The 26,343-nt window shown below is 69.0% G+C and carries 19 protein-coding genes and 3 tRNA genes; 11 read left to right on the top strand and 11 right to left on the bottom strand.

Annotated features, from left to right (window positions below; all coding sequences use genetic code 11):
- Nucleotides 1-2,448 carry an ATP-binding protein gene (locus ACQPZK_RS05885; protein ID WP_433537314.1) on the top strand — a complete coding sequence of 816 codons (2,448 nt, stop codon included), beginning with the start codon at nucleotides 1-3 and terminating at the stop codon, nucleotides 2,446-2,448.
- Nucleotides 2,449-2,678: 230 nt separating this feature from the next.
- Here ACQPZK_RS05885 and ACQPZK_RS05880 read toward each other — a convergent pair.
- Nucleotides 2,679-2,754 (bottom strand) — tRNA-Lys (locus tag ACQPZK_RS05880).
- Between the two features lie 67 nt (nucleotides 2,755-2,821).
- On the bottom strand, nucleotides 2,822-3,118 hold the full coding sequence (locus ACQPZK_RS05875) for a DUF6582 domain-containing protein (protein WP_433537313.1): 297 nt from the start codon (nucleotides 3,116-3,118) through the stop codon (nucleotides 2,822-2,824).
- A 156-nt stretch (nucleotides 3,119-3,274) separates the two neighbouring features.
- Here ACQPZK_RS05875 and ACQPZK_RS05870 point away from each other — a divergent pair, with 156 nt between their 5' ends.
- Complete coding sequence (locus ACQPZK_RS05870) at nucleotides 3,275-4,465, top strand: DUF1996 domain-containing protein (protein WP_433537312.1); 1,191 nt, start codon at nucleotides 3,275-3,277, stop codon at nucleotides 4,463-4,465.
- A 44-nt stretch (nucleotides 4,466-4,509) separates the two neighbouring features.
- Here ACQPZK_RS05870 and ACQPZK_RS05865 read toward each other — a convergent pair whose 3' ends face one another.
- The 3 genes from ACQPZK_RS05865 to ACQPZK_RS05855 form a co-directional block, all read right to left on the bottom strand.
- Complete coding sequence (locus ACQPZK_RS05865; protein ID WP_433537311.1) at nucleotides 4,510-7,200, bottom strand: RICIN domain-containing protein; 2,691 nt, start codon at nucleotides 7,198-7,200, stop codon at nucleotides 4,510-4,512.
- A gap of 323 nt (nucleotides 7,201-7,523) precedes the next feature.
- Nucleotides 7,524-10,508, bottom strand: a complete 2,985-nt coding sequence (locus tag ACQPZK_RS05860) for a glycoside hydrolase family 3 C-terminal domain-containing protein (protein ID WP_433537310.1) — start codon at nucleotides 10,506-10,508, stop codon at nucleotides 7,524-7,526.
- A 198-nt stretch (nucleotides 10,509-10,706) separates the two neighbouring features.
- Complete coding sequence (locus ACQPZK_RS05855; protein ID WP_433537309.1) at nucleotides 10,707-11,177, bottom strand: S26 family signal peptidase; 471 nt, start codon at nucleotides 11,175-11,177, stop codon at nucleotides 10,707-10,709.
- Nucleotides 11,178-11,339: 162 nt separating this feature from the next.
- On the opposite strand from ACQPZK_RS05855, the gene ACQPZK_RS05850 reads away from it, so the two are divergent.
- From ACQPZK_RS05850 to ACQPZK_RS05825, 6 genes are all read left to right on the top strand, one after another.
- Entirely contained in the window at nucleotides 11,340-11,885 is a 546-nt protein-coding gene (locus ACQPZK_RS05850; RefSeq protein ID WP_433537308.1) for a MauE/DoxX family redox-associated membrane protein, read from the top strand.
- A 66-nt stretch (nucleotides 11,886-11,951) separates the two neighbouring features.
- The gene (locus ACQPZK_RS05845; protein ID WP_433537307.1) at nucleotides 11,952-12,476 is read left to right on the top strand and encodes a TlpA disulfide reductase family protein; all 525 of its coding nucleotides are present in this window, start codon (nucleotides 11,952-11,954) and stop codon (nucleotides 12,474-12,476) included.
- On the top strand, nucleotides 12,473-14,287 hold the full coding sequence (locus tag ACQPZK_RS05840; protein ID WP_433537306.1) for an ABC transporter ATP-binding protein: 1,815 nt from the start codon (nucleotides 12,473-12,475) through the stop codon (nucleotides 14,285-14,287). Before ACQPZK_RS05845 ends, ACQPZK_RS05840 begins: the two co-directional genes overlap by 4 nt.
- 20 nt (nucleotides 14,288-14,307) lie before the next feature.
- Nucleotides 14,308-15,054, top strand: coding sequence for an AfsR/SARP family transcriptional regulator (locus ACQPZK_RS05835; RefSeq protein ID WP_433537305.1), 747 nt, complete (start codon nucleotides 14,308-14,310; stop codon nucleotides 15,052-15,054).
- A 175-nt stretch (nucleotides 15,055-15,229) separates the two neighbouring features.
- Nucleotides 15,230-15,448 carry a hypothetical protein gene (locus ACQPZK_RS05830; protein WP_355052094.1) on the top strand — a complete coding sequence of 73 codons (219 nt, stop codon included), beginning with the start codon at nucleotides 15,230-15,232 and terminating at the stop codon, nucleotides 15,446-15,448.
- A gap of 135 nt (nucleotides 15,449-15,583) precedes the next feature.
- Nucleotides 15,584-16,327, top strand: a complete 744-nt coding sequence (locus ACQPZK_RS05825; protein ID WP_433539118.1) for an SDR family NAD(P)-dependent oxidoreductase — start codon at nucleotides 15,584-15,586, stop codon at nucleotides 16,325-16,327.
- Nucleotides 16,328-16,451: 124 nt separating this feature from the next.
- Here the strand turns inward: ACQPZK_RS05825 and ACQPZK_RS05820 are convergent, their stop codons facing one another.
- Nucleotides 16,452-19,520 carry a VWD domain-containing protein gene (locus ACQPZK_RS05820; protein ID WP_433537304.1) on the bottom strand — a complete coding sequence of 1,023 codons (3,069 nt, stop codon included), beginning with the start codon at nucleotides 19,518-19,520 and terminating at the stop codon, nucleotides 16,452-16,454.
- 168 nt (nucleotides 19,521-19,688) lie between these two features.
- Between ACQPZK_RS05820 and ACQPZK_RS05815 the strand changes: the two genes are divergently transcribed.
- Complete coding sequence (locus ACQPZK_RS05815; RefSeq protein WP_433537303.1) at nucleotides 19,689-20,894, top strand: DUF418 domain-containing protein; 1,206 nt, start codon at nucleotides 19,689-19,691, stop codon at nucleotides 20,892-20,894.
- Between the two features lie 47 nt (nucleotides 20,895-20,941).
- On the opposite strand, the gene ACQPZK_RS05810 is transcribed toward ACQPZK_RS05815, so the two are convergent.
- The 3 genes from ACQPZK_RS05810 to ACQPZK_RS05800 all read right to left on the bottom strand — a co-directional run bounded on the left by ACQPZK_RS05810 (nucleotide 20,942) and on the right by ACQPZK_RS05800 (nucleotide 22,478).
- On the bottom strand, nucleotides 20,942-21,601 hold the full coding sequence (locus ACQPZK_RS05810; RefSeq protein ID WP_433537302.1) for a PIN domain-containing protein: 660 nt from the start codon (nucleotides 21,599-21,601) through the stop codon (nucleotides 20,942-20,944).
- Between the two features lie 4 nt (nucleotides 21,602-21,605).
- Nucleotides 21,606-22,136 (bottom strand): helix-turn-helix domain-containing protein, encoded by a 531-nt coding sequence (locus tag ACQPZK_RS05805; RefSeq protein WP_433537301.1) that lies wholly within the window; start codon nucleotides 22,134-22,136, stop codon nucleotides 21,606-21,608.
- A 266-nt stretch (nucleotides 22,137-22,402) separates the two neighbouring features.
- Nucleotides 22,403-22,478 (bottom strand) — tRNA-Lys (locus tag ACQPZK_RS05800).
- A 187-nt stretch (nucleotides 22,479-22,665) separates the two neighbouring features.
- On the opposite strand from ACQPZK_RS05800, the gene ACQPZK_RS05795 reads away from it, so the two are divergent.
- Together ACQPZK_RS05795 and ACQPZK_RS05790 are read left to right on the top strand one after the other, a co-directional pair.
- Nucleotides 22,666-23,937, top strand: coding sequence for an Ig-like domain-containing protein (locus tag ACQPZK_RS05795; protein ID WP_433537300.1), 1,272 nt, complete (start codon nucleotides 22,666-22,668; stop codon nucleotides 23,935-23,937).
- A gap of 253 nt (nucleotides 23,938-24,190) precedes the next feature.
- Nucleotides 24,191-25,468, top strand: coding sequence for an Ig-like domain-containing protein (locus ACQPZK_RS05790; RefSeq protein ID WP_433537299.1), 1,278 nt, complete (start codon nucleotides 24,191-24,193; stop codon nucleotides 25,466-25,468).
- Nucleotides 25,469-25,584: 116 nt separating this feature from the next.
- Here ACQPZK_RS05790 and ACQPZK_RS05785 read toward each other — a convergent pair.
- Together ACQPZK_RS05785 and orn are read right to left on the bottom strand one after the other, a co-directional pair.
- Nucleotides 25,585-25,660 (bottom strand) — tRNA-His (locus ACQPZK_RS05785).
- A 108-nt stretch (nucleotides 25,661-25,768) separates the two neighbouring features.
- Complete coding sequence (gene orn, locus ACQPZK_RS05780; RefSeq protein ID WP_433539117.1) at nucleotides 25,769-26,326, bottom strand: oligoribonuclease; 558 nt, start codon at nucleotides 26,324-26,326, stop codon at nucleotides 25,769-25,771.
- Nucleotides 26,327-26,343: the final 17 nt, after the last annotated feature.

The raw sequence follows: 26,343 nt of genomic DNA, 5'->3' as shown, positions 1-26,343 counted from the left end.
ATGTCCCAGGTGGGTGAACGTCAGCCCAGCGACGATGAACTGGCCGAAGAGCTCCGCCTGGTGCGGCAGGCCGGGCTGGTGAACCTCCGTGGCATGGAGTTGACCGGCCTACGGCACTGTGCCGCCAGGTGCGGCTTCGGCGAGGACACACGATCGTCGGCACCGGTCGTGGCGCTGTTGACCGCCGTGCTGGCCGAGATCGAGGAGGGCCGCCTGGGCACGGCCGCGCGCTACACATTCGGGCTCATCCCCGGCACCCGGGACTGGCCCGGCCAGGACCGCCGCCGCCGGGCGGCCGAAGCGTACGGCGTCACCGTCGACCGCTTCCGCAAGAGTCACGAACACATGATCGTGAACCATGTGACGGAGCTGATCCTGGACCGCGTCAACCAGGCGGACGTCGGGCCGGCTGCGGTCCGGTCGACGCCAATGCAGAACCAGCCCCGGATGCCCCACCCACCCGCGATCCTCGGGTTGCCGCCGGAGATCGCCCACCTGGAGGGCCGCTCGGGGGAGCTCGCCGACATCGTGGCCGCGCTCTCCGTCGTTCTCGCGGACAACGTCCCCGTGGTCTGCGCACTGCACGGGATGGCCGGGATCGGCAAGACCGCACTGGCGGTCCGGGCGGCACGAATCGTCGCCGACCGATATAACGACGGGTGCATGTTCCTTGATCTCCACGGGTTCACGCCAGGCACCAACCCGCTCGACGTCGGCGAGGTGCTCGACCGGCTGCTGCGCCGGCTCGGCGTACCCGGGGACCAGATCCCACACTCCACCGACGACCGTGTGGCGCTCTACCGCGACCAGATGGCAGCCCGTCGGCTGCTGCTGATCCTCGACAATGCGCGAGATGCGGCGCAGGTCCGGCCACTGATTCCGGCAAACGCCCGGTGCGCGATGCTGGTCACCAGCCGGCACCGGTTGGTCGCGCTGGACGAGGCCCGGCTGGTACGGCTGGACGTGCTGGGCCAGGTCGACGCGCGACGGCTGTTCCGGTCGGTCATCGGACAACGTGCGCCCGGCACCGACGAGGCTGTCAACCGAATCGCAGATGCATGCGGCGGCCTGCCACTGGCGCTGCGCATCCTGGCCGCACGTTGGCGGGCGGATGACACGTTCACGCCCGATGAGTTGGCCGCTCGACTCTCGGCCTGGCCAGCCGGTGTCGACGAGTTCGACGACGGGGAGCGCAGCATCGCTGCGGCGTTGGCTATGTCGCATGAGGCGCTAACCGACGACGATCGTAGCCTGTTCACCGTGTTGGGCGTGGATCCTCAGGCCGAGATCGACGTCTACGCAGTTGCCGCCATGGTCGGCCGTTCGCTGGCCGAGACGCGTGCGACGCTCGACCGGCTCACCACCCGGCATCTGCTCAGCCGGGTGGGCCGTGGCAAGTACCGGATGCACGACCTCGTGGTGGCCTACTGCCAACGGTCCGCAGCGCGCGAGATCACCGCACCGCAGCGCGGCGTTCTGGTGCGCCGGCTGCTCGACTATCACCTCGCGAGCGCGGACAGCGCAGACCGGACGATCACCCCGCACCGCCACCGTGAGCCGCTCAAGCTGGCCCATCCACCAGCGGAACTGCCCGATTTCTCCGCGTACGAGAGTGCACTGGCCTGGCTGTCCGAGATGGAGTCAAGGCTGGTACGGCTCTGCACAGTAAGTTTCGCTGCCGGCCACGACGCCACGTGCTGGCAGCTGGCGTATACCCTTCGCGGCTATTTCTTCATCACCAAACGTTGGGCACCGTGGGAGTCAACCCACCGGACCGCCCTCGATGCGGCACGGCGGTCGGGCAACGTGCGGGCAGCTGCCATGATCGTCAACAACCTAGGCCTCGCCGAACTCGAACAGGGCAACGTCGAGGCGGCGACGAGGCACTACGAGGAAGCGCTGACGCTGTTCCGCACAGTCGGCGACGAGCACGGCGTACACACGGCGCTGGCCAATCGGGCTTGGCTGAGTTTCTACGAAGGCGACTACGCCGAGTTCCTGTCGGCCAGCCTGACGGCGCTGGCCTTCTACCGCGCCGTCGGCGCTGACCGCAACGCTGCCATCACCGAACGCGGCATCGCACTGGCACAGGTCCGGCTGGGCGAGTCGGTGGAGGCAATCGCCCACCTGATCGCGGCGCGCGCCACCTTCGCGCGGCTCGGCCTACGTCTAGACGAGGTGATGACCCTCAACTGCCTCGGCGAGGCCTTCCAGGCGGCCGGTCGGCTCGCCGAAGCGCGGGACGCGCTGCTGCAGGCCGTCGACCGGGCAACGCCAGCCGGCACCGAGTATGAGCGCGGTCAGGCGCACCAACGCCTGGGAAACATCACGGCGTTGACAGGGGACGTGCGCGGCGCGCGCGGACACTGGTCGACCGCACTCGAAATCTTCGAGGCGCTGGACGCGCCTCAGGCGGCTCAGTTGCGGGACCGGCTAGCGGATGCCTGAAGGGTTGACGATAGCCCTTCAACAGGCGCCCGGAGCGTTCCCGATGCTTGATGAACCTCGCAAGGAGTAGGCTCCGCTTCCATCGCAGTCTTTCACGGGCGTCCCACCGCGTCCCACCGACGCCGGGTCGGTCCAACGGCTCTCGAGCACCCACCGAGTGACCACCCACCACCGCCGTACGCGAGAAGGCCCCGACCCGGCGTGAACCACCAGGTCAGGGCCTCGATCGTTGGTGCGCCGCCAGGGACTCGAACCCCGAACCCGCGGATTAAGAGTCCGCTGCTCTGCCAGTTGAGCTAGCGGCGCTCGCTGACAACGACGAGCACGCTAACACGCCCGCGAACGCGCCTCGGAACCCGTCCCCGGGCCGCGCTCAGTGCGCGGGGTTCGGCGTGTGCGGCAGCTTGCCGAGTTGCTGCCAGTTCGTCTCCGCGACGTCCACGCCGTAGTGCTTGGCGGCGGCGAGGATGTTCTGGAAGGCCAGGTCGCGGTCCGCGTCGGTGACGCCCTGCACCTGGTCGAAGCGGGCGATGGCGTTGCGGACGTGACTCGCGTCGGTCATCGGCTCCTTGCGCTTGCCGGGGAAGGCAAAGACGGTCTCCGGCAGCTCGCGCTTGTCCTTGTCGGTCAGGCCGCCGTGCTTCTCGTGGGGCTTCCAGGTCGACTTCATCGCCCACCATTACCCATTTTTCGTCCAGACGTACGCCCCGGACCGGCTTGATTAAGAGTGTTTAAAGACCCTGTCCGGCACGCGCGGCGAATGCCTACCATACGGCGGCCCGTGACCGTTTGGGTCAGCCTGTCGTCTGTTCGTTGGGAGTGACCCGTGTCGTACGAAGGCCCGCCGCCGTCGCGTCATCGTCCCCCGGGGTGGGCCACCCACAAGAGACTGAGCGTCGCCGCGGGCGCGGCCGTCGTGCTCGTCGTCGCGGCCGGGGCCGTGTATCTGGGCAACGGCGCAGCACGGCCCGAGCCGTCCAACGCGGCCAACGCCCTCGACTACCCGTCGCCGTCGGCTGGGCAGGCGGAGTCGACCGGGCCGGCGGCGTCGGTCCCCGCGACACCTTCGGCCTCCGCATCCTCGTCGGCCGGCGCGACGCCGTCGACCGCTGCCGCACCGAAGGTCCCCACCACCGGCTGGATCCCCGTGGACCGTGCGGCCTGGAAGGCGCAGGCCGACGCGTACAAGGCGCTGAAGATCGACCCCGTCCCGGCCGGTGTCGGCGATCTCCCGGAGTTCCGGGCGGACTGCCAGTACAGCCACCGACTGCCGGACGACCCGATTGTCGCTCCCGGCCTCCCGGGCGCGTCACACATGCACTCCTTCGTGGGCAACAAGGCCGTGGACGCGAACACCGTCGCCGGAGATCTGACGAAGTTCACGGCAACGTCCTGCAAACCGATCCAGGATCACTCCGCGTACTGGGTGCCCACGCTCTATGACAACGCGACCGGTAAGCCGGTCGAGACCACGGGCTTCCGGGTCTACTACCGCTCGCTCGCGAAGAACTCGACCGGCCAGATGCCCATGCCCAACGGCCTGCGCATGATCTCCGGGGACGCCAAGAAGAAGCAACCGACACCGCGCGGCGCGACCGGCCAGTTCTACTGCGCCTTCTACGGTCCCGGCGACCTCGACGGCATCGCCCGCAGCACCAACGGCAACTGGCCGATCTGCGGCGGGACCGCCACGCTGCATTTCATGCTGCAGTTCCCCGACTGCTGGGACGGCAAGCACCTGGACAGTCCCAACCACAAGGACCATGTGGCGTACGGCAGCGGAGGTACCTGCCCGCCCGGCCACCCGGTTCGGATCCCGGCGATCACCTTCGACATCCAGTACCCGGCCAAGGGCACCCCGGCGGGCTACTACCTCTCCTCCGACAAGGCGGGCAAGAGCGCCTCGTCGATGCACGGCGACGCGTTCGTGATGTGGGACGTCAACACCATGAACAAGCGCACCAAGAACTGTGTCCAGGGACGCCGGACCTGCGACAACTACGGCTATCAGAAGTAGCCGGGACCGGACCGCAAAACGGCCCGGCCCCGGCTGACGGCCGCCTAGCTACGCAGCGTCCACTGCTGGTTGGCGCCACCGTTGCACGACCAGAGGATGATCTTCGTGCCGTTGGCGCTGGCCGCGCCGTTGGCATCGAGACAGAGCCCGGACTGGCCGTTCGTGATGGTGCCGTTGGCGTTGATGTTCCACTGCTGGTTGGCGGCGCCGTGGCAGTCCCAGATGATGACCTGGGTGCCGTTTGCCGTGCCCGCCCCGGAGGCGTCCAGGCACTTGTTGCCGTACACCATCAGTTGCTTGCTGGAGGTGGAGGTCCACCGCTGGTTGGTACCGCTGCCGCAGTCCCAGAGCTGCGCCTGGGTGCCGTTGGTGGTGGAGGAGTTGGGGACCTCGACGCAGCGGCCGGACTGGCCGCCCACGAGCTGCCCGCCCTGCTGACTGCCACCGCCGCTCTGCTGCCGGACGATGGAGGTCGACTCGGCCGACCGGTTGCCCTGGGCGTCGACGACGTAGAGCCGGTACTCGCCCTGGGTCGCCGGCACGGCGATGGACGTGGCGTTACCGGCCGCCCTGGTCATCGTCGCCCCGGTGGTGAAGGTGGTCGTGCCGTACGGTGCCAGCCAGACCGACTTGGTGGCGTCGCCGGTGCTCCGGATCGGGATCGTCGCCGTGGCGCTGGTGACGTACGTGCTGGCCGGCAGCACGTAGTTCGGCGCGGAGAACCTGCTGGCCGGGATGATGTCCCGGTAGGCGTCCTCCAGGCCGGAGTTCGCCGCGATGCCGTACGCCGCCGCCGGCCACACGTAGTCGGAGGAGACGAGGATGTCGGCGACCGTGCTGTTCGGCAGGTTCTTGTTCGACACCTTGTTGATCGGGCCGTAGATCTGCGTGATGCTCAGGTCGTGCTTCCGACCGAAGTCGTCGGAGTTGATCATCCAGGTGACGTTCTTGTCGATGCTCAGGACGTTGTCCCGGAAGGTGATGTACGCCGAGCCCTCGTCGGGGTGCAGGCCGTACTTGTGACCCGAGGGCACGCCCTGGAGGTAGTTGTTGGTGATCGTGGTCCCCGGCTGGCTGCCCAGTGTGTAGATGGGCGCGGTGTCGCTGAGGCGCTGGACCGTGTCGATGATGTGGTTGTAGCTGATGGTGTTGTTCCGCGCCGTCGTGGTCGGCCGGTTGGGCACGATCGAGCCCGATGACCCGTCGAAGTTCCACCAGCCCCAGCCCATCGTGATGCCCGACCAGGGGGCCTTCTCGATCCGGTTGCGCTGGATCGTCAGGGTGTCGACGAAGTACGCCGAGATGGGGCTGTGCCCGTTGAACAGGACCGCGCTGTCGTACAGATAGTTGTTCTTGATCTCGATGTTCTTCGGCAGCCCCTCGACCTGCGGGAGGTACTTCTCCCGGTTGCTCGACGTGCCGTCTCCGATGTAGACGTGCTGGGGATGGCCGACATCGATGGCGGACCCGGCGATGTCGTTGGTGTAGTTCCCGATCAACTGCGAATTCTGCACGTCGTTGACCATGCTGATGCCGTCGGCGCCGGTGTGCTGGACCCGGTTGCGTTGCAGGAGGATTCCGTCGGCGTTCTGCACCTGGACGATGCCGGGCGTGACGTCGACGTTGCGGTAGTAGTAGACGTGGAAGTTGCCCTTCGCGTACGCCTGCGCGCCGAGGTTGCCCTGCTGCGCCTGCTTGAACGACGAGCCGGCGACGTTGAAGAGGTTCCAGTCGGAGTGCTGCACGGTCAGGCCGGAGAACGTGATGTTGCGGGCGTGGCTGCTGGTCGAGGTGCCGGCGACCCGCAGCACGGTGGTGACGTTGTTCGGCGCGTAGACCGACGCGCTCGTCATGTCCTCGGAGCTGGCCTTGTAGTAGTAGACGGTCTTGCTGCCCTTGTCGAAGTAGAACTCGCCGGGCGCGTCCAGGAACTCGTACGCGTTCATGAGTTTGTGGCTGCCGTTGATCTGGGCGTTGCCGTTGAACGCACCCTGCGCGATGGCCGCGCCCGGCTGCTGGAACAGGGCGACCCGGCTCGTGCCGTCGGTGGTCACCTGACGGACCCCCACGATGGCCGTGGTCCAGGTCGTGCCCGTCTCGATCTCGATGTCGTCCTGGTTGCGGGGGATGGCGGGGAAGTCGTTCTGGCTGTACTTCGCGCCGTCGCACTGGGAGCCCGACTCCCACGCCCAGGACGCCTGACCGGCGGTGACGTTGTACGTCCCGTAGCACCCCGCCGAGCTGATGGTCTTGGTCGCCATCTGCGCCCGCTTGTCGTTGACGTAGAGCGTGCGCAGCTTGGTGCTGCGATCCAGCGGGGCCTTCCAGATGTTGCCGCTGTGCTGGGTCCACCCGGTGACCGGAACGCCACCGTCGAGGACGGGGGTTTCGCCGGGGTAGGCGGCGTAGCTGATCCGGTACCCGTTGGTGCCGGAGTCGCTGGCGCCGAACTCGACGGTGCTGGTGACCGGATATCTGCCGCCGCGGAGGTAGACGTCGATGTCGCCGGACATGTTCGCGTTAACAGTACGGACGACGTCCCGCGCGCGTTGCACCGTCCTGAACGGGGCCGCGAGCGTGCCCGCGTTGGAGTCGTTACCGTCGGGGGCGACGTAGTACGTCGCCTGGACCGCGGCCGAGGCCGGCGATTGACTGATCACCACGGCCGGCAGCGTGGCGGCGACGAGCGCCGCCGCGAGCAGTGCCGTTCGGGTGGTGGTTACGGCTGATCTCACGTGCTGTCCTTTCTCACTTGTCGTCGACGTGGTGCCTGGGACGTGCATCGAGCGACAAGCAGGGAACAGCGACGCCACCAAGGTTCGGCGGGGGGCGCGTGGTGCCGCCCGACCGCACTCTTTTGCCAATCGCTACGAAGTCTTGGGCGGAGCGTATGTCAGACGTGTGACGAATGCAATACGAGATTGGGTCCCATCTATGTCTAAATGCCTATCAAAGCCGCGAAACAGACGAGTGACAACTGGCTTGATCGTCGATCATCGGATGAATCTGGAACAGGCTCGGGCCGGGACGCACCTGCGTCCGGCCCGAGCCGTCCGGATCACCGCAGCGAGAAGTCCACCAGCCGCAGCGGAGAGTCGAACACCAGGTAGACATCGTGGGTACCGGCGGCGCGAGCCAGCTCGGCACTGACGCTGACGTACCGGTAGTCGTCGCCGGTGCTCGGCACGGTGGCCGTACCGAGCAGCCGGCCGGTGGGCGAGCCCAGCCGAACCTGGATCGTGCCGGTGCCCGCCGTGGCCCTGGCGACCCGCGCCGTGAAGGTGTGGCTGCCCGGCCGCAGGGCGGACTTCGTGAACGAGATCCACTGGCCGGAGGCGGTCGCGCCCACGGCCGTACCTCGTACCTTCGTCTCATCCACGAGCCGGACCCCCGCGTACCCGTCGAAGTTCTCGGCGCGGGTCGTCCGGGACAGGTCCCGGGCCGGGATCGTCTCACCGCGCACCGTGACCGCCGTGCGGGCCCGGACGTCCGTGGCGCTCGCGCCGACCATCAGGTCGTACACGGACGACTCGACCACCCACCGGCTCCGGGTGACGTCCCAGTTCGCGAGGTCGGCGGCCCGCACCCGCAGCGTCACGGTGCGGGTCTGACCGGGAGCGAGTTCCACCCGCTGGAACGATTTGAGCGCCCGGATCGGCGTCTTCACCCGCGACGAGCGTTGGTGGCTGTAGAGCTGGACGACCTCGGAGCCGGCCCGGCTGCCGGTGTTGGTCACGTCGACGCGGGCCGTGATGGTGCCGTCCGCCGCGACCGACCGGGCGTCGGCGCGGAGCTGGCCGTACCGGAACCCGGTGTACGACAGCCCGTGGCCGAACGGGTAGAGCGGCTTCGTGGTGCTGTACAGGTAGGTCTGCCCGGACGAGATGATGTCGTACTCCAGCAGGTCCGGCGGGAGTTGCCGGTCCGAGCGGTACCAGGTCTGGGTGAGCTTGCCGGACGGGTTGCGGTCGCCGAACAGGACGTCGGCGACGGCGTGGCCCGTCTCCGCGCCCGCGTGGGTGGTCCACACGATCGCCGGCACGTGCTCCTGCTCCCACCCGATCGTGACCGGGTAGCTGGTCTGCAGCACCAGCACCGTTCGCGGGTTGGCCTTGGTCACGGCCTTGACCAGCGCCTCCTGGCCGGCGCTCAACGCCATCGAGGTGCGGTCGTGCGCCTCGCGCCCGTTGATGAACGGGTTGCTGCCGACGACCAGGACGGCGGTGTCGGCCGCCCTGGCCGCCGCGACGGCACGATCGACCCCGCTGCTGATCACCTCACGCTGGAAGTGGGTCGCGTCCGCGGCCGTGGACGCGCCAAGCTTCAGCGCGCCGTCGTCGCCGACCGTCACGTAGGTGTTGACGCCGAACCAGCTCTCCTTCGTCTCGTAGCCGGCGTAGCGCAACGCGACCGTCCCGTCGGCCTGCGGCTCCAGCGTGAACTGCTGCTGGACGTACCAACCGTTCGGCTGCTCGTCGCGGGTGACGAACGGCCCCCAGTTGTATCCGAGGTAGCGGCCGTTGGCGGCGTTGCGCAGCGTCACCACGTTCTGTCCCCAGTCGACGCTGTCGAACTGGGCCGCGAGCGAGGCGTCGGTGCCCGTCACGGCGACCGGGTCCGCGTCGGTGGTGCCGGTGGCCGTCACGTACCGGCCGGTGGACGGGTCCTTCAGGGCGATCCGGTCGGCCCCGTCGAGGCCGTCGACGCTGGCCGAGCCGCCCAGCCGCTCGCGGATGCCGTCCAGCGCGGTCACCCGGTACGGCAGGTCGGCGCCGTACCAGTCGGTGTACAGGGTGTCGGCGAGTGGGCCGAGCACGGCCACCTTGCGAGTCCGGGCCGGGTTGAGCGGAAGGGCCTGCCGCGAGTTCTTGAGCAGCACCATCGCCTCGCCGGCGGCCTGACGCGCCAGCCGTTGGTGTTCCGGGCTGTTGATGACGTCCGGGGTGACGCCCCCGTACCGGCCGCCGCCCGGATCGAACTCGCCGAGGCGGAAACGCAGGTTCAGGATCTCGGCGATCCGGGCGTCGATGTCCGCCTCGGTGAGCAGACCGCCGGCGAGGGCCTGCCTGATGGCGGTGACGGTCGGCTGGGCGTTGGTGTCGTCGGTGATGAAGCTGTTCAGGCCGGCCTTGATGATCGCGGCGTTCCCCTCGGCCTGCGTCGGGTAGTACCCCTGGGAGGCGACGAGGTTGTTCGGCGCCCAGGCGTCCGTGACGTTCATCAACGGCTGGTCGGTCCAGCTCCGTACCACCGTCGCCAGGTCCGGATCCACGGTCGCGGGACGGCCGTTGACCAGGTTGTACGAGGCCATCACGCCGGTCGCCGCGTCGGCGGCGATGGCCGGCTCGAAGGCGGCCCGGTCGTACTCGTTGAGCACCCTCGGCGGGACGTTCGACGAGGTGACGTCACGTCGGACCTCGTTGTTGTAGGCCAGGTAGTGCTTGAGGGTCGGCGCGCTCTTGAGGTGGTCCGGGTCGCCGCCGGTCATCCCCGAGCCGTACGCGGTGGAGATCTTCGCGGTGAGCAGCGGGTCCTCCGAGTAACCCTCCTCGTTGCGTCCCCATCGCGGGTCCCGGAGCAGGTTGACCACCGGCGCCCACAGGTTGAGACCCCAGACCCGCGGGTTCTGCGCGTGGTAGCCGCGCGCCTCGTCACCCACGGCCGATCCGACCCGCTGGATCAGGTCGGGGTTCCAGGTGCTCGCCATGCCCACCGGCTGCGGAAAGGACGTGCCACGGGCCTTGACCACCGCGCCGCTGTTGTCGATGTCCGTCGACCAGGCGACCCCGTGCAACGCCTCGGTGCCGGTCTTGAACAGGCCGATGCCCAACCGGGGAACGGCCGGTTGGTACTGGTGCAGCCAGGAGATCTTCTCGTCCAGGGTGAGCCGACCGAGCAGGTCGTCGACCCGGACCTGCACGGGCAGGCGGGGATCACGGAACGGGTAGGTGGGGTCGGCGTGTGCCGTGCCGGGGACGGTCGGCAGGGCGAGCAGGGCGAGCGCGAGCGCGGTGATTCCGCGCCGAAGGCGCCACTTCCGCATGCGGTTCTCCTCATGTCGTACGACAGGCGCGATTCAGCGCCAAGACCGGCGTGGCCAGGCTCGACACCCGGCTGACGGGCCTGAACGACGAATCGTCGAAGCGCTTCGACGACCTGGCCGCGCAACCACGGCCATGAATGTGGTGATCGGCCAGACTATAGAGGTGCGCCTATGTCGTCGCAACACCGTCGGCACACCTCAGGTGCCGGTCGCCCCCAGCCGCCGGACCATCACGCCCTCGATGTCGCGCAGCGGAACGAAGCCGAACCGGCGCGAGTCGACGCTCTCCGCGTGATCACCGAGTAGCACGGCCATGCCGGCCGGGACCTGGCCCGCCCGACCGCCGACCGCCGCAACGACGGCTGGCGGAACCCGATCGCCGGGCAGCGCGGCGACCCGCTTGACGAGCCAGGCGGACGCCTCCGACCCCGCGACGGCCTCCCGGCGCCCGCCCTCCTGGTGGTGTGCGACGACGATGTCGCCGGCCCGGAACCGGCGCGTTCGACGTACCAGCAGGCGGTCACCGTGGGCGAGACTCGGGACCATGCTGTCGCCCGCGACGCTGACGACAAGGAAGCGTCGCCGCGCCACAAGGGCCGCGCCGACGAGCGCCAGAAGCGCCACGAGGACGCCCGAGACGGCGAGCAGGAATTGTGATTCGTCGGTCATGCACACCCTCCCGCTGTATTGCTCTCATCTTTACGCCGCCGAAGCAAGTCGTTGACAACATCGTCACACGCCGATATCCTCGGGATTCCCAGCGGAGGTTTGTGGGGCCCGCGCGAGTCGCGCCCCCTCGATCAACGAGCGCTACGGGAAACGGGGGAAATCGTGAGTGTCGCTGTTGTCGCGGCAATTTTGACGCTGGCCGGGGCTCTTGCGATATCCATCGTCGGCAAGGTCCGCAACCGGGCGAGCTTCGAGACCTTCGCCCATGCCGTCAGCGAACTGCGGGTCACCTCCACCCGCCGGTCCCGCCCGGTCGCCGCTGCCTCGATCGCGGCCGAGGCCGGCGTCCTCGCTCTCGTCCTGTGGCCGGAGACGGCGACCATCGGTCTGGCAGCAGCGGTGCTGCTCTTCGGTGCTTTCGCCGTCGCGCTCACGCATGCCGTCCGGCAGGGGTCCACGTCCGGATGCCACTGTTTCGGCCCGACGAGCGCGCCCGTCGCGTGGCGGCACGTCGTTCGCACCGGCCTCCTCGCCGCCGCCGCGGCAGGCGCCCTCTGGGGGGCCACGACCCTGCCCACCGTGTCACTCGGCATGCTGACGCCAGCGCAATTCCTGGTGGCATTCACGATTGCGGCTTTCGTCACCACGACCCTGGTCAGACTCGACGACCTGGCCTGGCTCATAAATGGAGTGCCACATACTCGCTGACACTCTCACAATCGCATGCGCACCAACGCCCACCGGGCTTCCGGTGCGCCGATTAAAGGAGCCCTTGTGGTATTTCTGTCCACCGCTGTCGCCATTCTCGCGGCACTCGTCCTCGCCGATCTCGCGCTGACCGCCGCAGTTGTCCGGCGGCTGCGGGAGACGGAGATGAAACTGATCGACATGAACTCACCGCCCGCTTCGGGGCTGCCGCTCGGCGCGGCCATTCCCGAGTTCACGGCACCCAGCGGCCAGATCTCCCGTGCCGACCTCGCGGGCAGCCCGACCTTGATCGGCTTCTTCTCCGCCGGCTGCCGGCACTGCCCCGGCCAGGCCGCGAAGCTGGCCGACCGGGCAGAGGAGATCGCCAGCGGCGGCGTACGGGTGGTCAGCTTCCTCACCGCGCCCGAGGAGTCGACCGAGGACCTCGGCCCGACGCTGCGCAAGGCCGGTCTCCTCGTCATGGACGACACTCCCAGCGCGGTGATGGCCGCCTTCCAGGTACAGGGCACCCCGACGTTCGTGATGTTCGGCGCGGACGGTCGGCTCGCCGCGCGCAGTCATGACCTGGGCGAGGTGTTGAGCAGCCGATGAGGCGCTCGGCGACGTTGTTGCGGCGCGCCTTCGGGATCTACTTCGGCGCGGCGCCCTGGGCCGCGGCGGTGGGGGTCGTGATCATGGTGGTCGGCGGCCTCACGGCGGTCGCCACCGCCTGGTTCACCCGAGCGGTCATCGACGGGCTCTCGGCCGGCGAGCGGCAGACGATCTGGCTCGGCGTCGTCGGGTTCGGCGCGCTGGCCATCGTGACACCCGTCGTCCTGCACGTCTCCGAGTACGCGCAGCGGGACGCGGAACGTCGCGTCACGATACGAACTCAGCAGGAACTGTTCAGCGCGGTGTCGGCGCACCCGCGCCTGACCGAACTGGAGGACAGCCGGTTCCACGACCGACTCCGGCTCGCCCACGAGGCGAGCCGCTTCGCACCGACCCAGCTCAACAGCATGATCCTGGGCATCGGGCAGGCATTGATCACCATCGCGGCCTTCGGCGTGACGCTGGTGCGCTGGTCCCCGATGGTGAGCGCGCTGGTCATGCTGGCCGTACTGCCCACGTTGGTGGCCCAGATCCGGTTGGCCCGGATGCGGGGCGCGATGCTGGAACGCACCGTCCCGATGTTCCGCCGGCAGACGTTCTACGCGTCGCTCCTGCTGGACATGCGCGCCGCGAAGGAGATCCGACTGTTCGGGCTCGGCGCGTTCTTCCAGGGGCGCCTCCTGCGTGAACTCCGGGCGGCCCAGGCACAGGAGCGCCATCAGGACCGGCTGGCCCTGTGGGTCGACAGCGCTCTCGCGGCACTGACCGGCATCGTGTCCCTGGTCGCGCTTGCTGTCTTCGTCGCCCGGGTCGCCGACGGACACGGTTCCGTCGGTGACCTGGTGGTCGTGATCGCGGCGCTGGCCGCGTTGCAGACATCGGCGTCGAGCCTGGTCCGGCAGATCGCCATGCTCGGCGAGACCATGATCGTCTTCGGCCACTACGTCGACATCACCGCGGTCATCGGCGAGGCCCGGCGCGCCGTCGCGCTGCCCACCGTGCCGCCGCTGAGGCAGGGCGTGGAATTCGACGACGTCTGGTTCCGGTACGCCCCCGACCACGACTGGGTCCTGCGCGGCCTCACGATGCGGATCCCCCGCGGCTCGTCCCTCGCGCTGGTCGGCGACAACGGAGCCGGCAAATCCACGGTGGTCAAGCTGCTGTGCGGCTTCTACGTGCCGGTTCGAGGTGTCATCCGCTGGGACGGCGTCGACATCAGCACCATCGACCCCGCATCGTTGCGCGCCCGCCTCGGGGCGACCTTCCAGGACTTCATGACGTACGAGTTCTCGGCCCACGACAACATCGCGGTCGGCGACCTCAGCGCGCTCGACGACCGGGCGCGGGTACGGGCGGCGGCCTCGACCGCAGACCTCGACTCCACACTGGATGCCCTGCCCAACGGGTACGACACCATGCTGACCCGGGCCTACAGCGACGGCGACGTGCCCGGTGTGGGGGTCGTGCTCTCGGGGGGACAGTGGCAGAGATTGGCTCTGGCCCGAGCCGCGCTCAGGGAGGGCGCTGACATGCTGATCCTCGACGAACCGTCGTCAGGACTCGACGTGGCGACCGAACACGAGATCAACCGGCGGCTGATGGCGCTGCGCCGCACCCACACCAGCCTGCTCATCTCGCACCGCCTCAACACCGTCCGCGAGGCGGACAGCATCGCGGTCCTGTCCGGCGGGCGCATCCTCGAACAGGGCAGCCACGACGAGCTGATGGCATCGGGAGGCCGCTACGCGGACCTGTTCCACCTCCAAGCGTCGGGCTACCACGACACGGTCACCACGCGGACCTCGATGTGAACGCTCACACCCTGCTCCGCGTGTCGTTGCTGGGCCCCATCGAGACGACCGTCGGCAACCAGCCGATGCCCATCGGCAGCCCGGGACGACGCGCGATGCTGGCGGCCCTCGCCTTCAACCTGGGCGCCGTCGTCGGAGTAAATCGTCTCGTCGAGGTCATCTGGGACGAGCAACCGCCGATGACGGCGACGACGAAGCTCCAGGGGCACGTCTCCGCCCTGCGGCGAAGCCTCGTCCGGCTCGGCGGCGCGGAGGCCGTGAACATCTTGCAGACCCGTCCGCCGGGCTACCTTCTCTGCGCTCGCCTCACCTCGACCGACCTCGCTCGCTTCGACGACCTGACGCAGCGTGCCGCCGCCGCGCGCCTCCCCGCCCGAGCCATCGACCGGGTCACGGCTCTCACCTCGGCACTGCGCCTCTGGCGTGGCGACGCCTGCGTCGACGCTCGGACCGCCGGGGTGGCGGCCCTGGCCGCGCCACTGGACGAGCGCCGATGGCGGGCGATGGAGGACCTGGCCGAGGCGCAGCTCGTCATCGGTGACCACAACTCGGTCATCGACGCGATGGAACCTCTGGTGCGGCAGTGGCCGTATCGGGAACGGGCCTGGGAGCACCTGATCGAGGCGCACATGAGGCGCGGCGACGTCGCATCCGCCCTGGCCACCCATGATCACCTTTGCCAGATCCTGGCCACGGACCTCGGCGTCCAGCCCGGTCGACGAATCAGCCGATTGATCGACATAATTCGTACGCCGAGCCAGCACTGACAGCCCACTATTGCGTACCGGCAGCCGCCTACCCGACTGCCGTCGTATTGCGCGCAGGAACAGGCACTACCGGGCCGCACACGCATTAGCGCGCCGTTAGTGCATCGTAAGTCGTCGATGAAATTCTGGACCCCGTCGATGAACCGCCGCACGGGCGGAGAAGGAGAGAGGTCCGATGATTATCAATCGACTGAGCGACAAACTGCTGGCCGCGTTGCTGCCGAAGGCCACGGCGTCGGCGTGCAACGTCTGCTCCCTCGCCTACACGGGGTGTGGCGGCCCCTTCTGTTACTACTACTACAACAAGGTGGTCGCGGGGCAGGTCCGCTGCTACGCCAACACGTCCCGGGACTGCAATGCGTCCTACGTCAGCTACACCACCGGCTGCTGCTGATCGTCGACGGGCCGTCGCCGGCCGGATCACGCCATCCGGCCGGCGGCGTCGACGCCTGGTCGCCCGGAGCAGGTGGGGAACGCGGCGTCCGATCACCGCCAGACACGCTGGCTGATCTCGGCCAGGCTTCCCGGCATGAACAAAGCACTTCGTGACAAGGTGGCTCTGGTGACCGGCGGCGGTCGTGGCATCGGCGCCGCCGTGGCTCTGCGCCTGGCCGAGGAGGGCGCCGATGTGGCGCTGACGTACCAGCACAACCAGCAACGCGCCGGCGAGGTGGTGGACCAGATCAGGTCCGCCGGACGGCGGGCGATCGCGGTGCAGGCGGACAGCGTTGATCCCGCGGCAGTTGTCGCCGCGGTCGATCGGGCCGCCGACGAATTGGGCCGCTTGGACATCCTGGTCAACAACGCCGGCGCGTTCCTGCTCGGACCGATCGAGGACCTGGGTCTGAAAGAGTTCGAACAGACGGTCGCGGTCAACGTTCGCGCGCCATTCGTCGCCTCGCAGGCCGCGGTGCAGCACATGGCGGCCGGTGGGCGAATCATCAACATCGGCAGCAACGTGGCCGAGCGGACGGTCTTCCCGGGCTTCTCGCTGTACGCCATGAGCAAGACCGCGCTGATCGGCATGACCAAAGCTCTCGGACGCGAACTCGGCGGTCGGGCGATCACCGTGAACCTGGTGAACCCAGGAGCCACCGACACCGAGCTGAACCCAGCCGACGGCCCGAACGCGCACACTATCAACGGGTTCACCGCCCTCGGCCACTACGCGGCCCCGGGCGACGTGGCGGCGGCGGTGGCGTTCCTCGCCAGCCCGGACGGGCGCTACATCACCGGGGCGACGGTCAACGTCGACGGCGGCTTCACCATCTGACCCTCATGGCGCGGAGTCGACGCGGCATCTCGCCGAGCGCTGAGCCGTAGCGCGTGGGTCCCGGCGACGGTTGCGCAATCGTCGAGGCTCGTCGGCCCGTCACCCCGAACGGACCGGGTCCACCTCACCGCAGCGTCAACGTGACCTGGCCGGTCGCGACCCCGGACGGGTCCACCACCACGGTGTACGCCCCGGCGGCCGGCAGCGTCGTCGGCCCGATGTCACCAGCCCCGTTGATCACGCATCCGCTGGTGATCGGGCTGCCGTCGGGGGCGCGCAGCTCCAGCACACCGCACTGGTCGGGCAGGTCGGAGGCGGTCGCGGTCAGCGTCACCGACGTGCCGGCGCCGGCGGTGAACCGGTAGCTCGTCACTGCCCCGGGCCGGTCGACGGTGGCGACGACCGGCGGACCGCCGACGGCGATCGTCCCCGCCCGGTCGCGGCTGCTGACCAGACGCAGTGTGGTCGTGCCGGTGGTGCGTCCGGTCGGATCGACCACCACTGTGTACGTCCCGTCGGCGGGCAACAGCGTGCCGTCGATCTCACCGACGCCGTTGATCACGCAGCCGCTGCTCAACAGGCGGTCTTCGGTGTCGCGCAGTTCGAGCGGCGTGCACTGGTTGGGAAGTGTGCTCGTGGGCACCTCGACGAAGACGCGCTCACCCTGCTGTCCGGCGAACCGGTACCGGGCCCGCGCGCCGGGCTGCTCCAGGGTCGCGGTGACCTCCGGGCCGTTCGCCTGCAGCGTGCCGTCGACGTTCCCGGCCGCGTACACCCGGACGGCGGCTCGTCCGGTGTCGCCGGGGGCGGCGGTGACTCGCACGGCGTACGTGCCGGTGGTGGTGAGGTCGACGCGGTCGATGTACCCGACGCCGTCGATGGCGCAGCCGGCTCCGACCAGCCGGTCGGTCGGGTCGGTGAGCACGTACGGCGAGCAGCGGTCGGCCATGCCCGGCGCGGTGACGTCGACGAAGACGGCGTCTCCGGCGCGACCGGCGAACGTCAGCGGCTCGCCGCCGGGCGTGAGGCTGGCTGTCGCCAACGGTACGGCGGTGATCGACGCGCCGGTCGGCGGAGCGATCCGTTCGGTGGTGGCCCCGGCGACGGCGAACTCACCGCGCCCGCTGACGGCGACGTCGAAGATGCAGTCGGCGAGCGGACCTGCGGCGGTGACGCCGGCCCATCGGCAGATCCGCTCGGCGGCGGCACGCCGGGCCGGGTCGAGGTCGGCGACGGTCACCTCCCGTTCGGGGAAGGTCCGGTCGGTGAACGTGCCGGTGTTCTCCCCGTCGCCGTACGCGAACAGCGAGCGGTCCGGGGTGATCCGCCAACTGTCCGCGTAGGACGGATAGAGCGTGGCGAACGGCACGGGCTGGGCGAGGGCCGCGCCTCCGGCGGGCGCGATGTCGTCGGCCGGGTCGCCGTCGAAGTCGCCGAGCAGGCCGCGTACCTTCCCGGCCCGGCCATCGGCGAGCCGGACGAGCACCCGGTAGCCGTAGCGGCCGATCTGGTCCACCGCCGCCGCCGAGCCGTCCGGCCACGTCACGTCGTACCCGTCGGTCTCTCCGGTGTCGGACGGACGGCGGGTGAGGTTGCCGCCGGCCAGGGCGGTCCGCTCCGGCGGCGCGGCGACGGGCGTGCCGTCGACGTGCACCCGGGTGGCGCCGTCGGTGAGGGTGAGCGCGACCCGGTGGACGCCGACCCGGAACGCGACCGCCGAGTTGACCGAGGCGGAGCGGGAGCCGGTCATCGGCGACTGCCGGACCTGGATCTCCAGCGGGTCACCGCCGGTCGCGGCGACCAGGGTGAACTCGCCGACGGCCTGGAAGTCGTAGGCGACCCGGTCGAACGTGACCAGGTGCGGGTCGCCGTTGCTGCCGCCGCAGTCGGCGCCGTCCTCGCACATCTTCACCGGCCCCTTCGGCGGGGGCGTCTTCTTCGGCGGCTTCTTGCACTCGTCGAGGTTCTTGGGCAGCTTCTTGCCCTTGTACTCCTTACGCGGCGGCAGCCCCTTCGCCGCCCGGTAACGGTTCTCCGCCAATGTCGCCCGCACCTCGGCGGTGGGAATGCCCGTGCTCCCGCACTCACCCGGTGGCACCGCGTCGCGGGAGATGTCGTCGGCGTGGTTCAGCTCGTGGTACAGCGCGGCGCAGGGGTCCCGGGCCACCCCGTCCTCGTACGGGTCGGTGGAGGTCGGGTTCCAGGTGACGGTGGACGAGCCCTTGCCGTCGGGGCTGTCCGGCGTCTCGAACGCGCCGGAGCCACCCGGGGTGGGGATGATCCGCACCTTCGGGCTCTTCTTGTCCTTGAGCCGGGGCAGGATGCCGGACGGGTCCCCGCCCGGCGCGGCGAACCCGCTCAGGCAGCCGTCCACGACAGCCTGGAAGTCGACGCCCGGGATCGGCACGCCGGAGGTCGGGTCGACCGCGTAGTCGGCCCGGGCCGGGCGGGCACCGCCGCCGACCAGCGCGCCGACGGCCACCAGCAGCAGGGCGACGGTCGCGGCCGTCGGCCGGCGACGGCGTACCCGCAGCAGGATCACCACCGCGGCCACAAGCAGCACCAGCAGCAACGCGCCGGCGACCGGCCAGAGCCAGCGGCGGCCGGACGCGCCGCCGTCGCCGACCGTGAACGTGGCGGTCCGCAGGGCCGTGGCGCCCGGGCAGGGGTCCAGCGCGCCGGCGACCGGCAGTGGCACGTAGCCGGCCGTCACCTCGTACCGGCCGGGAGCGCCGACCGACCAGAGCGAGTCGAGACCACCGCCGTCGCCGGTGGCGGCCACCGAACGGAGGACGACGTCGCCGGGTGCGTCACCCAGCCGGATCCCGGTGAGCGCCACGGTCGCGGTCGCGCCGGGCTCGACAGTGGTCAGACCGGCGGTTGCCGCTGCGGCGATCCCGTCGTCGTGGAAGCTGCGGGCGAGCGTGGGCGTGAGGTCGCGCCCGTCCCGGCGTACCCCGGTTATCTGGACGGTGCCGACGGCCGTGGTGGGCAGCGCGCAGGCCGACCCCGTGGAGTTCGTGACGGTGAGGTCCAGGCGGACCTGGTCACCGGCGCGGTAGTCCGCCTGCCCGGGCCGCAGGGCCAGGCCGAGGCCGCCGTCGTCGGGCGCCGCGGCGGCGCTCGCCGCCCCGGCCACCAGGGCCGTCACGAGTACGGCGAGTCCGGTGACCGATCGCAGCGTCCACATCATGGTGGGGACTGTAGGGGCGCGCGGACGGGATTCCCGTGCTCTGTCGGGGACCGGTCGCTCCGACGGTAGTGCCTGCCCCACCTCCGACTGTCCCGCTCACCGGCTGTCACCTGGACGGGCCGCTTCATAGCCTGCGAATACGGTTTTCTGTCGCTTACGGGGGTAGTCGTGAAGTTCTCCAGCAAAGATCCGCCCGTCGTGATCGAAGAGCTGCCCGGGACGTCCTCCCGGATCGCCGACGTCGACGCCCTGCGCGCCGTGGCACTGCTCCTCATCCTGGTCGTCAACATCGCCTTCTTCGCCTCCGGCTATCCCTTCCACCTGGTTGCCGATCCCGCACATGACTCGTGGGGTGACCAGGCGGTCGGTTGGACGGTCGAGCTGCTCTTCGCAATGAAGGCGTACCTGCTCTTCGCCTTCCTGTTCGGCTACAGCTTCACCCTTCAGCTCGACTCCGCCGCCCGGCGCGGCGTCGACATCGTCCCCCGGTTCCGGCGACGGCTGGCCGGGCTCTTCGTCCTCGGCGTCCTGCACGCGGTGCTGCTGTTCCAAGGCGACATCCTGACCACGTACGCACTGCTCGGCCTGGTCCTGCTCGCCATGCGGAGAGTCCGCGTCGGGACCGCCGTCCGCGTCGCCGTCCTGCTGACCGGTGCGATCGGCTTCGTCCTCGCGCTCGCCGCCACGAGCGGGACCCAACTGGTCACCGACCCGCTGGCGGCGCTCGCGGCGGGGCAACGGTCCACCGAGGCGCTACAGGGTGGGCTCGGATCGTTGATCGCCGAGCACGTACGCCAACTGCCGGCGATGGTCGGCACGCTCCTCGTACAGGGGCCGCTCGCGCTCTCGGCCTTCCTCTTCGGGTACGCGGCGGGGCGTCGCCGGCTCCTCACCGACGTCGTGGGGAACCGCCAGCTCCTGCGCCGGGCGCAGCGGGTGGGCTATCCGGTCGGCCTGGCCGGCGCGGTGGTCTTCGCCTTCGGTGGAGGCACCGCCAACCTGACCGGGCTGACGATCGGTCTGCTCACCGCGCCGCTGCTCGCGGCCGCGTACGCCGCCACGCTTCTTGAGTTCTTCGAGACCGACCGGGGGCGGCGGGTCGTCGCCGTGCTCGCGCCGGCCGGACGGATGTCCCTGTCCAACTACCTCGGGCAGTCGCTGCTCTGCGTCCTGGTCTTCACCGGAGTCGGCCTGGGCCTCGCCGGCAGCGTCGCGCCCACGGTCGTGCTCCTCATCGCGGTCGCCATCTACGGCATGCAGCTCGCGGCCAGCGCAGTGTGGATGGCACGGTTCCGATACGGGCCGGTGGAGTGGCTGTTGCGGGCCTGGACCGAGCAGCGATGGCCACGGCTACGAGCCGCCGACCCCGTCTGACGGAGGTCACTGCTGCGGACAACACTCGCGCCTTGCGCGGAACTCCGTCACTTCACAGCGGATCCGTGGGCATCAGAGTGCGTCGCCGACTCACCGACCCGAGGTTGCGGAGGAGGCACCAGCAAATCAACCGCCGCCTGTCGCATCATCTCGACCGCAGACGCCATTCCGTAGCGGCGGTCGAGGATTTCCAAGATGTCCTCTTCGGTCTGAACCCGACCCAGTCTGCCGGAGCGTTTGGCTATGGCAGCCACGGCAGCACAAGCCCTAACCGGATCAAGGGAGACGGTATTGGCTGCGAACTCTTTGGGCGAGAGCACTTGCAACCCGCGAGGCAACCTGTCCGGAGGCAGGTCTCGCGTGTTCAGCGTGATGATAGCGCCGGCGTTGGCGACAACCGCAGCAGCGACGAGATGCTCATCGTCGGGGTCGGGCAGGCCGTACGTACCTTCCAAGCCCTCCCACCCGCCGACCTCCGCATCGTCAAAATGCTGTCTGATCTGCTCGACCAGGTGCTGTGCTCGCTTGGCAGCCTCGTCAGCCTCCTGGCCTCGCTCGATCAACTTTGCTCTCTGCTCGTATTCCAACTCCTCGAGCACGACCGAACTCCACACAGGCCGATACACGCCCTCGATCGCAAGGGACAGAAGGAAGTCGCGTTGCAGGTCTGGCCAGAGAACACAGGTGTCGAGAAGGGCCGTGAACACTGGCCTATTCTGTCAGGCCTTTGCGGCGTCGTGCGACTGCACGACGCGTTTCGCGCAGTCGCCGCATCAACGCGTCGAGGTCTTCCTCATCATCAATGTCCACTGAGGTTGCTTCAAGCGCGGCGTACTGGTCAGCCCTGCGCTGCGCCCGGTACGCAAGCAGGTCCGGCAGAAGAATACGTCGGTGAGTCCCCAGTCGCTCAAACGGAATTTTGCCCTCGTCGAGCAACTTGACGACCGTGGGTCGACTGACTCCGAGCAGGTCGGCGGCTTGCTGGGTTGTCAGCTTCAACGTCCGCGGAGCCACGGTCACCGCAAACCCCTGCTGAAGCGCCTCGACAACCTGGCGAAGCACCCCGTAGACCTCGGCTGGAAGCTCGACACGGTCACCTGGGGTGGCTCCGGCCAGGAAGTAGCGTGGTGCCACCGGCCCTCGCCCCGTCCGCTCATGGGCCTGGATGAAGTCGTGGACCTGGGCGACCTGCCCATCAGCCTCTGGCAGGTACGTCTCTTCCTTCAGAGCAGCTGCAGTCATGACGCCTCCTAGTCGAAATCATCGTAACCACCTTCGTTTCTTTCGTCCACGAAACGGTTGCGGCAGGTCGCGGGCATCCCGCCGGTGGACCAGCGCCAGATCCACCAAACATGAGGCCGTCCAGGTATCGCCGACACCCGGCCTCGCGAGAATGCTCGAAGGAAGACGGTCACCCCGGTTCATCGGCTGCCGAGTCGCACCCATCGCCCGCGTACGCGAAAAAGGCCCCGGCCTGGTAGTGATCACCAGATCAGGGCCTTGCTCGTTGGTGCGCCGCCAGGGACTCGAACCCCGAACCCGCGGATTAAGAGTCCGCTGCTCTGCCAGTTGAGCTAGCGGCGCTCGTCGGCAACGGAGAGAACATTAGCACCCCGCCAACCGGGGCTCCAATCCGGTTACCGGACTCCCCCCTTCGGTCGAGCTTAACGGGCATACAGCCACAAATCAGCCGTCACGCCTGGGACGGGGGCATGGGTCCGGGCACTGATACGGCACGATGTCCGCCAGGTACGCGAGAACAGAGGTGGGGATGGCACGGTTCACGCGAGCCGGGGCGGTGGTGGGCGCTCTGACCCTGGCGGCGTCGCTGGCACTGACCGGGTGCGGCGACGAGCAGAAGAAGCCGGAATTCGTCGGCGGAACGTCGGCGGATGCGAGTACCGCACCCGACCCGGGCGCGCCGTCGACGAGCGGCGAGCCCAGCGCGCCCAGCGGGCCGGCGCTGACGCTGAGCCCGGCCGACGGCACGAAGAACAAGCCCGTGAGTACGGAGATCAGCGCCAAGCTGCCGAGCGGCGGGAAGGTGTCCGCGGTCACCCTGACCACGGCCAGCGGTGGGACCGTCGAGGGCAAGCTCCGCGCCGACGGCTCGGCCTGGGTGCCGTCCGCACCCCTGAAGTGGGGTACGAAGTACACGGCCACGGTGACGGCCAGCGGGCCGGACGGCACGAGCAGCCAGGGCACCAGTTCCTTCACCACGATGGCCAAGCCGAAGTCGACCATCGGGTCCGGCCTGTACCTCTTCGACGACAAGAGCTACGGCGTCGCCATGCCGGTGGTCACCGAGTTCCACCCGGGCATCCCCAAGAAGGACCGGGCGGCGGTGCAGAAGCGGATGTTCGTCAAGACCGACCCGCCGCAGCCGGGCGCCTGGCACTGGGTCGACAACGGGACGCAGGCGTACTACCGGGCGCCGGAGTACTGGAAGCCGGGCACCACCATCAGCGTACGGATCGCGCTGGCCGGGGTGCCCCTGAGCAACGGCAAGTACGGCGACATGGACCGCAAGGCCACCGTCAAGATCGGCCGGTCGTTGGTGATGAAGGTCGACAACGCCACGAAGAAGATGTCGGTGTACGAGAACGGCGCGCTGACGCGCACGATCCCGGTGAGCCTGGGCAAGAAGAGCACCCCGTCGTCCAGCGGCACGATGGTCGTGATGGAGAAGAAGGAAGCCACCGTCTTCGACACCCGTGACGATCCGGACCCGGCCAACCGCTACGTCACCGACATCCAGTTCGCCCAGCGACTCACCTGGGGCGGCGAGTACATCCACGCCGCGCCCTGGTCGGAGCACGTGCAGGGACGGCAGAACGTCTCGCACGGCTGCGTGAACGTGTCGATGACCAACGCCAAGTGGTTGTTCGAGAAGACCCGGGTCGGTGACCCGATCACGATCAAGGGCACCGAGCGCAAGATCGCCGCCGGCAACGGCTGGACGGCGTGGAGTCTGAGCTGGTCGGAGTTCATCAAGGGCAGCGCGCTGCCGGTACCCAAGGGTGGATCCGGCCCGGCGCTCTGAGCGTCCGAGGTCGTCGCGCCGGCCCTGCCGATGGCACGGGCCGGCGCGTACCCTTGCACTGCCCGGGACGTGACGACGGTGGCCGCGACCCCCTCGGCTCCCACAGGAAGACGAACCCCCATCACGAAACGCCGGATAGTAACAAAAATCTGACATCGCGATCGGCGTGTTCCTGCCCACCCTCGGCAACCAGGACCGGTTCTGACACGTCTTTAGGAGACGATGGGTCAGCGACCACGACTGTGAGGACATCATGCGAGCTAGCCAGGACCAGCTGATCCGGCCCCGCGGTCGACGCCGCGCGCTCGCGGCGGGGCTCCTCGCCGTGGCACTGGCCCTCACCTCCGCCTGCACCGACAGCGACGGCGGCAAGCCGTCCTCGTGGCAGGGCGGCGCCGAGACCCCCGCGCCCAAGGCGTCGGCGACCATCAGCGAACCGGCGGCCGACGCCAAGGACGTCCCCGCCTCCACCGGCATCACCTTCGCCGCGAAGGACGCCGAGGAGACCACCGTCGAGCTCAAGGACGCGGCCGGCAAGGCGGTCGAGGGGACCCTCGCGGCGGACGGCAGGTCCTGGCAGCCGAGTGGGGCCCTGGCGTACGGCACCAGCTACACCGCCACGGTCACGGCCACCGGCGACGACGGTCGGCCGGCCACCGCGACCAGCACCTTCACCACGATGGCCAAGCCCGACAAGCAGATCCGGGTCAGCAGCTTCCTCGGCGACAACCAGCAGGTCGGCGTCGGGATGCCGCTGATCGTGAAGTTCAGCCGGGAAGTCCCGGAGGACTACCGCGACGACGTGCAGCGCCGGATGACGGTGACCTCGACGCCCGCCCAGGAGGGCATCTGGCACTGGGTCAGCCCCACCGAGATCCGGTACCGGCCGAAGGAGTTCTGGAAGGCGAACAGCAAGGTCTCGTACCGGGTGCAGGCGGGTGGTCTGCCGATGGGCGACGGCTACTACGGCCGCGCGGACCTGTCGGTGGACATCAAGATCGGCCCGAAGCTGATCATGACGGTCGACAACAAGACCAAGCGGATGACGGTGACCCGCGACGGCAAGGTGATCAAGACGATCCCGGTCAGCCTGGGCAAGAAGAGCACCCCCTCGTCCAGCGGCACGATGGTCGTGATCGAGAAGCTGCGCAAGACCGTCTTCGACACGTTCGAGGAGCTGGGCCCCGAGGAGGGCTACCGCACCAAGATTGACTTCGCGCAGCGCCTCACCTGGGGCGGCGAGTTCATCCACGCGGCACCCTGGTCCGAGGGCCAGCAGGGCAGCGTCAACGTCTCACACGGCTGCGTCAACGTGTCGATGGCGAACGGCGACTGGCTGTTCAAGAACACCGAGGTCGGCGACCCGATCACCGTCAAGGGCACCGAGCGCAAGCTCCAGAACGGCAACGGCTGGACCGACTGGAACATGAGCTGGGACGAGTACGTCAAGGGCAGCGCCCTCCCGTACGACCCGGACGCCCCGGCGAGCCCGGACGACGCGGCCACCCCGACGCCCACGCCGACCGCCTGATCCAGCTTTCACGAATCCGGGTGTCCCGTCAGCGGGGACACCCCGGATTCCTGGAAACGGGGGTGGATCGACCCCTGCGACGACTCAGGCCCCCTCCGAGGAGGGGGCCTGAGTATTGGGGTGACTGATGGGAATTGAACCCACGACAACCGGGACCACAACCCGGTGCTCTGCCAACTGAGCTACAGCCACCATGCCTCCGACACCCGGTCTGTCGCCCCGGGCGTCGTGCGGACCAATAATAGCCCCACCACCGCGCACGGCGTCCAGCGGGTTCCCCGCCGGCCGGGCAACCCCCGGTCAGAGCTCGGCGGCGATGCCCTTGGCGGTCTCGACGTCCGGGCCGGGCAGCGGCACGAAGATGGTGCGCCGGTAGTACTCCAGCTCGCGGACGCTCTCGCGGATGTCGGCGAGCGCCCGGTGCGCCAGGCCCTTCTGCGGCTGACCGAAGTACACGCGGGGGTACCAGCGGCGGCACAGTTCCTTGATCGACGACACGTCGATCATGCGGTAGTGCAGGTGCGCGTCGAGGCGGGGCATGTCCCGGGCGATGAAGCCACGGTCGGTGGCGATCGAGTTGCCGCACAGCGGCGCGGTGCGCGGGTCCTTGACGAAGGTGCTCACGTACTCCAGCACCCGGTCCTCGGCCTCGGCCAGGGTGACCGCCGACCGACGGACCTCCTCGGTGAGGCCGGACTTGGCGTGCATCGTCTGGACGATCTCCGGCATCGCCTCCAACGCCGCCTCGTCGGCGTGGATCACCACGTCGACGCCATCACCGAGCACGTTGAGGTCGGGGTCGGTGACCAGTGCCGCGACCTCGATCAGCTTGTCACTGCCGAGGTCCAACCCGGTCATCTCACAGTCGATCCAGA

Origin of the sequence: Micromonospora sp. CA-249363 (assembly GCF_050950185.1) — a bacterium.
Lineage (GTDB): Bacteria > Actinomycetota > Actinomycetes > Mycobacteriales > Micromonosporaceae > Micromonospora.
This window is presented reverse-complemented; position numbering and strand designations above follow the sequence as displayed.

What these genes read in the sequence shown, in the direction of transcription:
- ACQPZK_RS05885 (WP_433537314.1), top strand. Translation starts at nt 1, where the DNA reads ATGTCCCAGGTGGGTGAACGTCAGCCCAGCGACGATGAACTGGCCGAA.
- ACQPZK_RS05875 (WP_433537313.1), bottom strand. Translation starts at nt 3,118, where the DNA reads ATGAAGTCGACCTGGAAGCCCCACGAGAAGCACGGCGGCCTGACCGAC.
- ACQPZK_RS05860 (WP_433537310.1), bottom strand. Translation starts at nt 10,508, where the DNA reads ATGCGGAAGTGGCGCCTTCGGCGCGGAATCACCGCGCTCGCGCTCGCC.
- ACQPZK_RS05855 (WP_433537309.1), bottom strand. Translation starts at nt 11,177, where the DNA reads ATGACCGACGAATCACAATTCCTGCTCGCCGTCTCGGGCGTCCTCGTG.
- ACQPZK_RS05840 (WP_433537306.1), top strand. Translation starts at nt 12,473, where the DNA reads ATGAGGCGCTCGGCGACGTTGTTGCGGCGCGCCTTCGGGATCTACTTC.
- ACQPZK_RS05830 (WP_355052094.1), top strand. Translation starts at nt 15,230, where the DNA reads ATGATTATCAATCGACTGAGCGACAAACTGCTGGCCGCGTTGCTGCCG.
- ACQPZK_RS05825 (WP_433539118.1), top strand. Translation starts at nt 15,584, where the DNA reads ATGAACAAAGCACTTCGTGACAAGGTGGCTCTGGTGACCGGCGGCGGT.
- ACQPZK_RS05820 (WP_433537304.1), bottom strand. Translation starts at nt 19,520, where the DNA reads ATGATGTGGACGCTGCGATCGGTCACCGGACTCGCCGTACTCGTGACG.
- ACQPZK_RS05805 (WP_433537301.1), bottom strand. Translation starts at nt 22,136, where the DNA reads ATGACTGCAGCTGCTCTGAAGGAAGAGACGTACCTGCCAGAGGCTGAT.
- ACQPZK_RS05795 (WP_433537300.1), top strand. Translation starts at nt 22,666, where the DNA reads ATGGCACGGTTCACGCGAGCCGGGGCGGTGGTGGGCGCTCTGACCCTG.
- ACQPZK_RS05790 (WP_433537299.1), top strand. Translation starts at nt 24,191, where the DNA reads ATGCGAGCTAGCCAGGACCAGCTGATCCGGCCCCGCGGTCGACGCCGC.
- orn (WP_433539117.1), bottom strand. Translation starts at nt 26,326, where the DNA reads ATGACCGGGTTGGACCTCGGCAGTGACAAGCTGATCGAGGTCGCGGCA.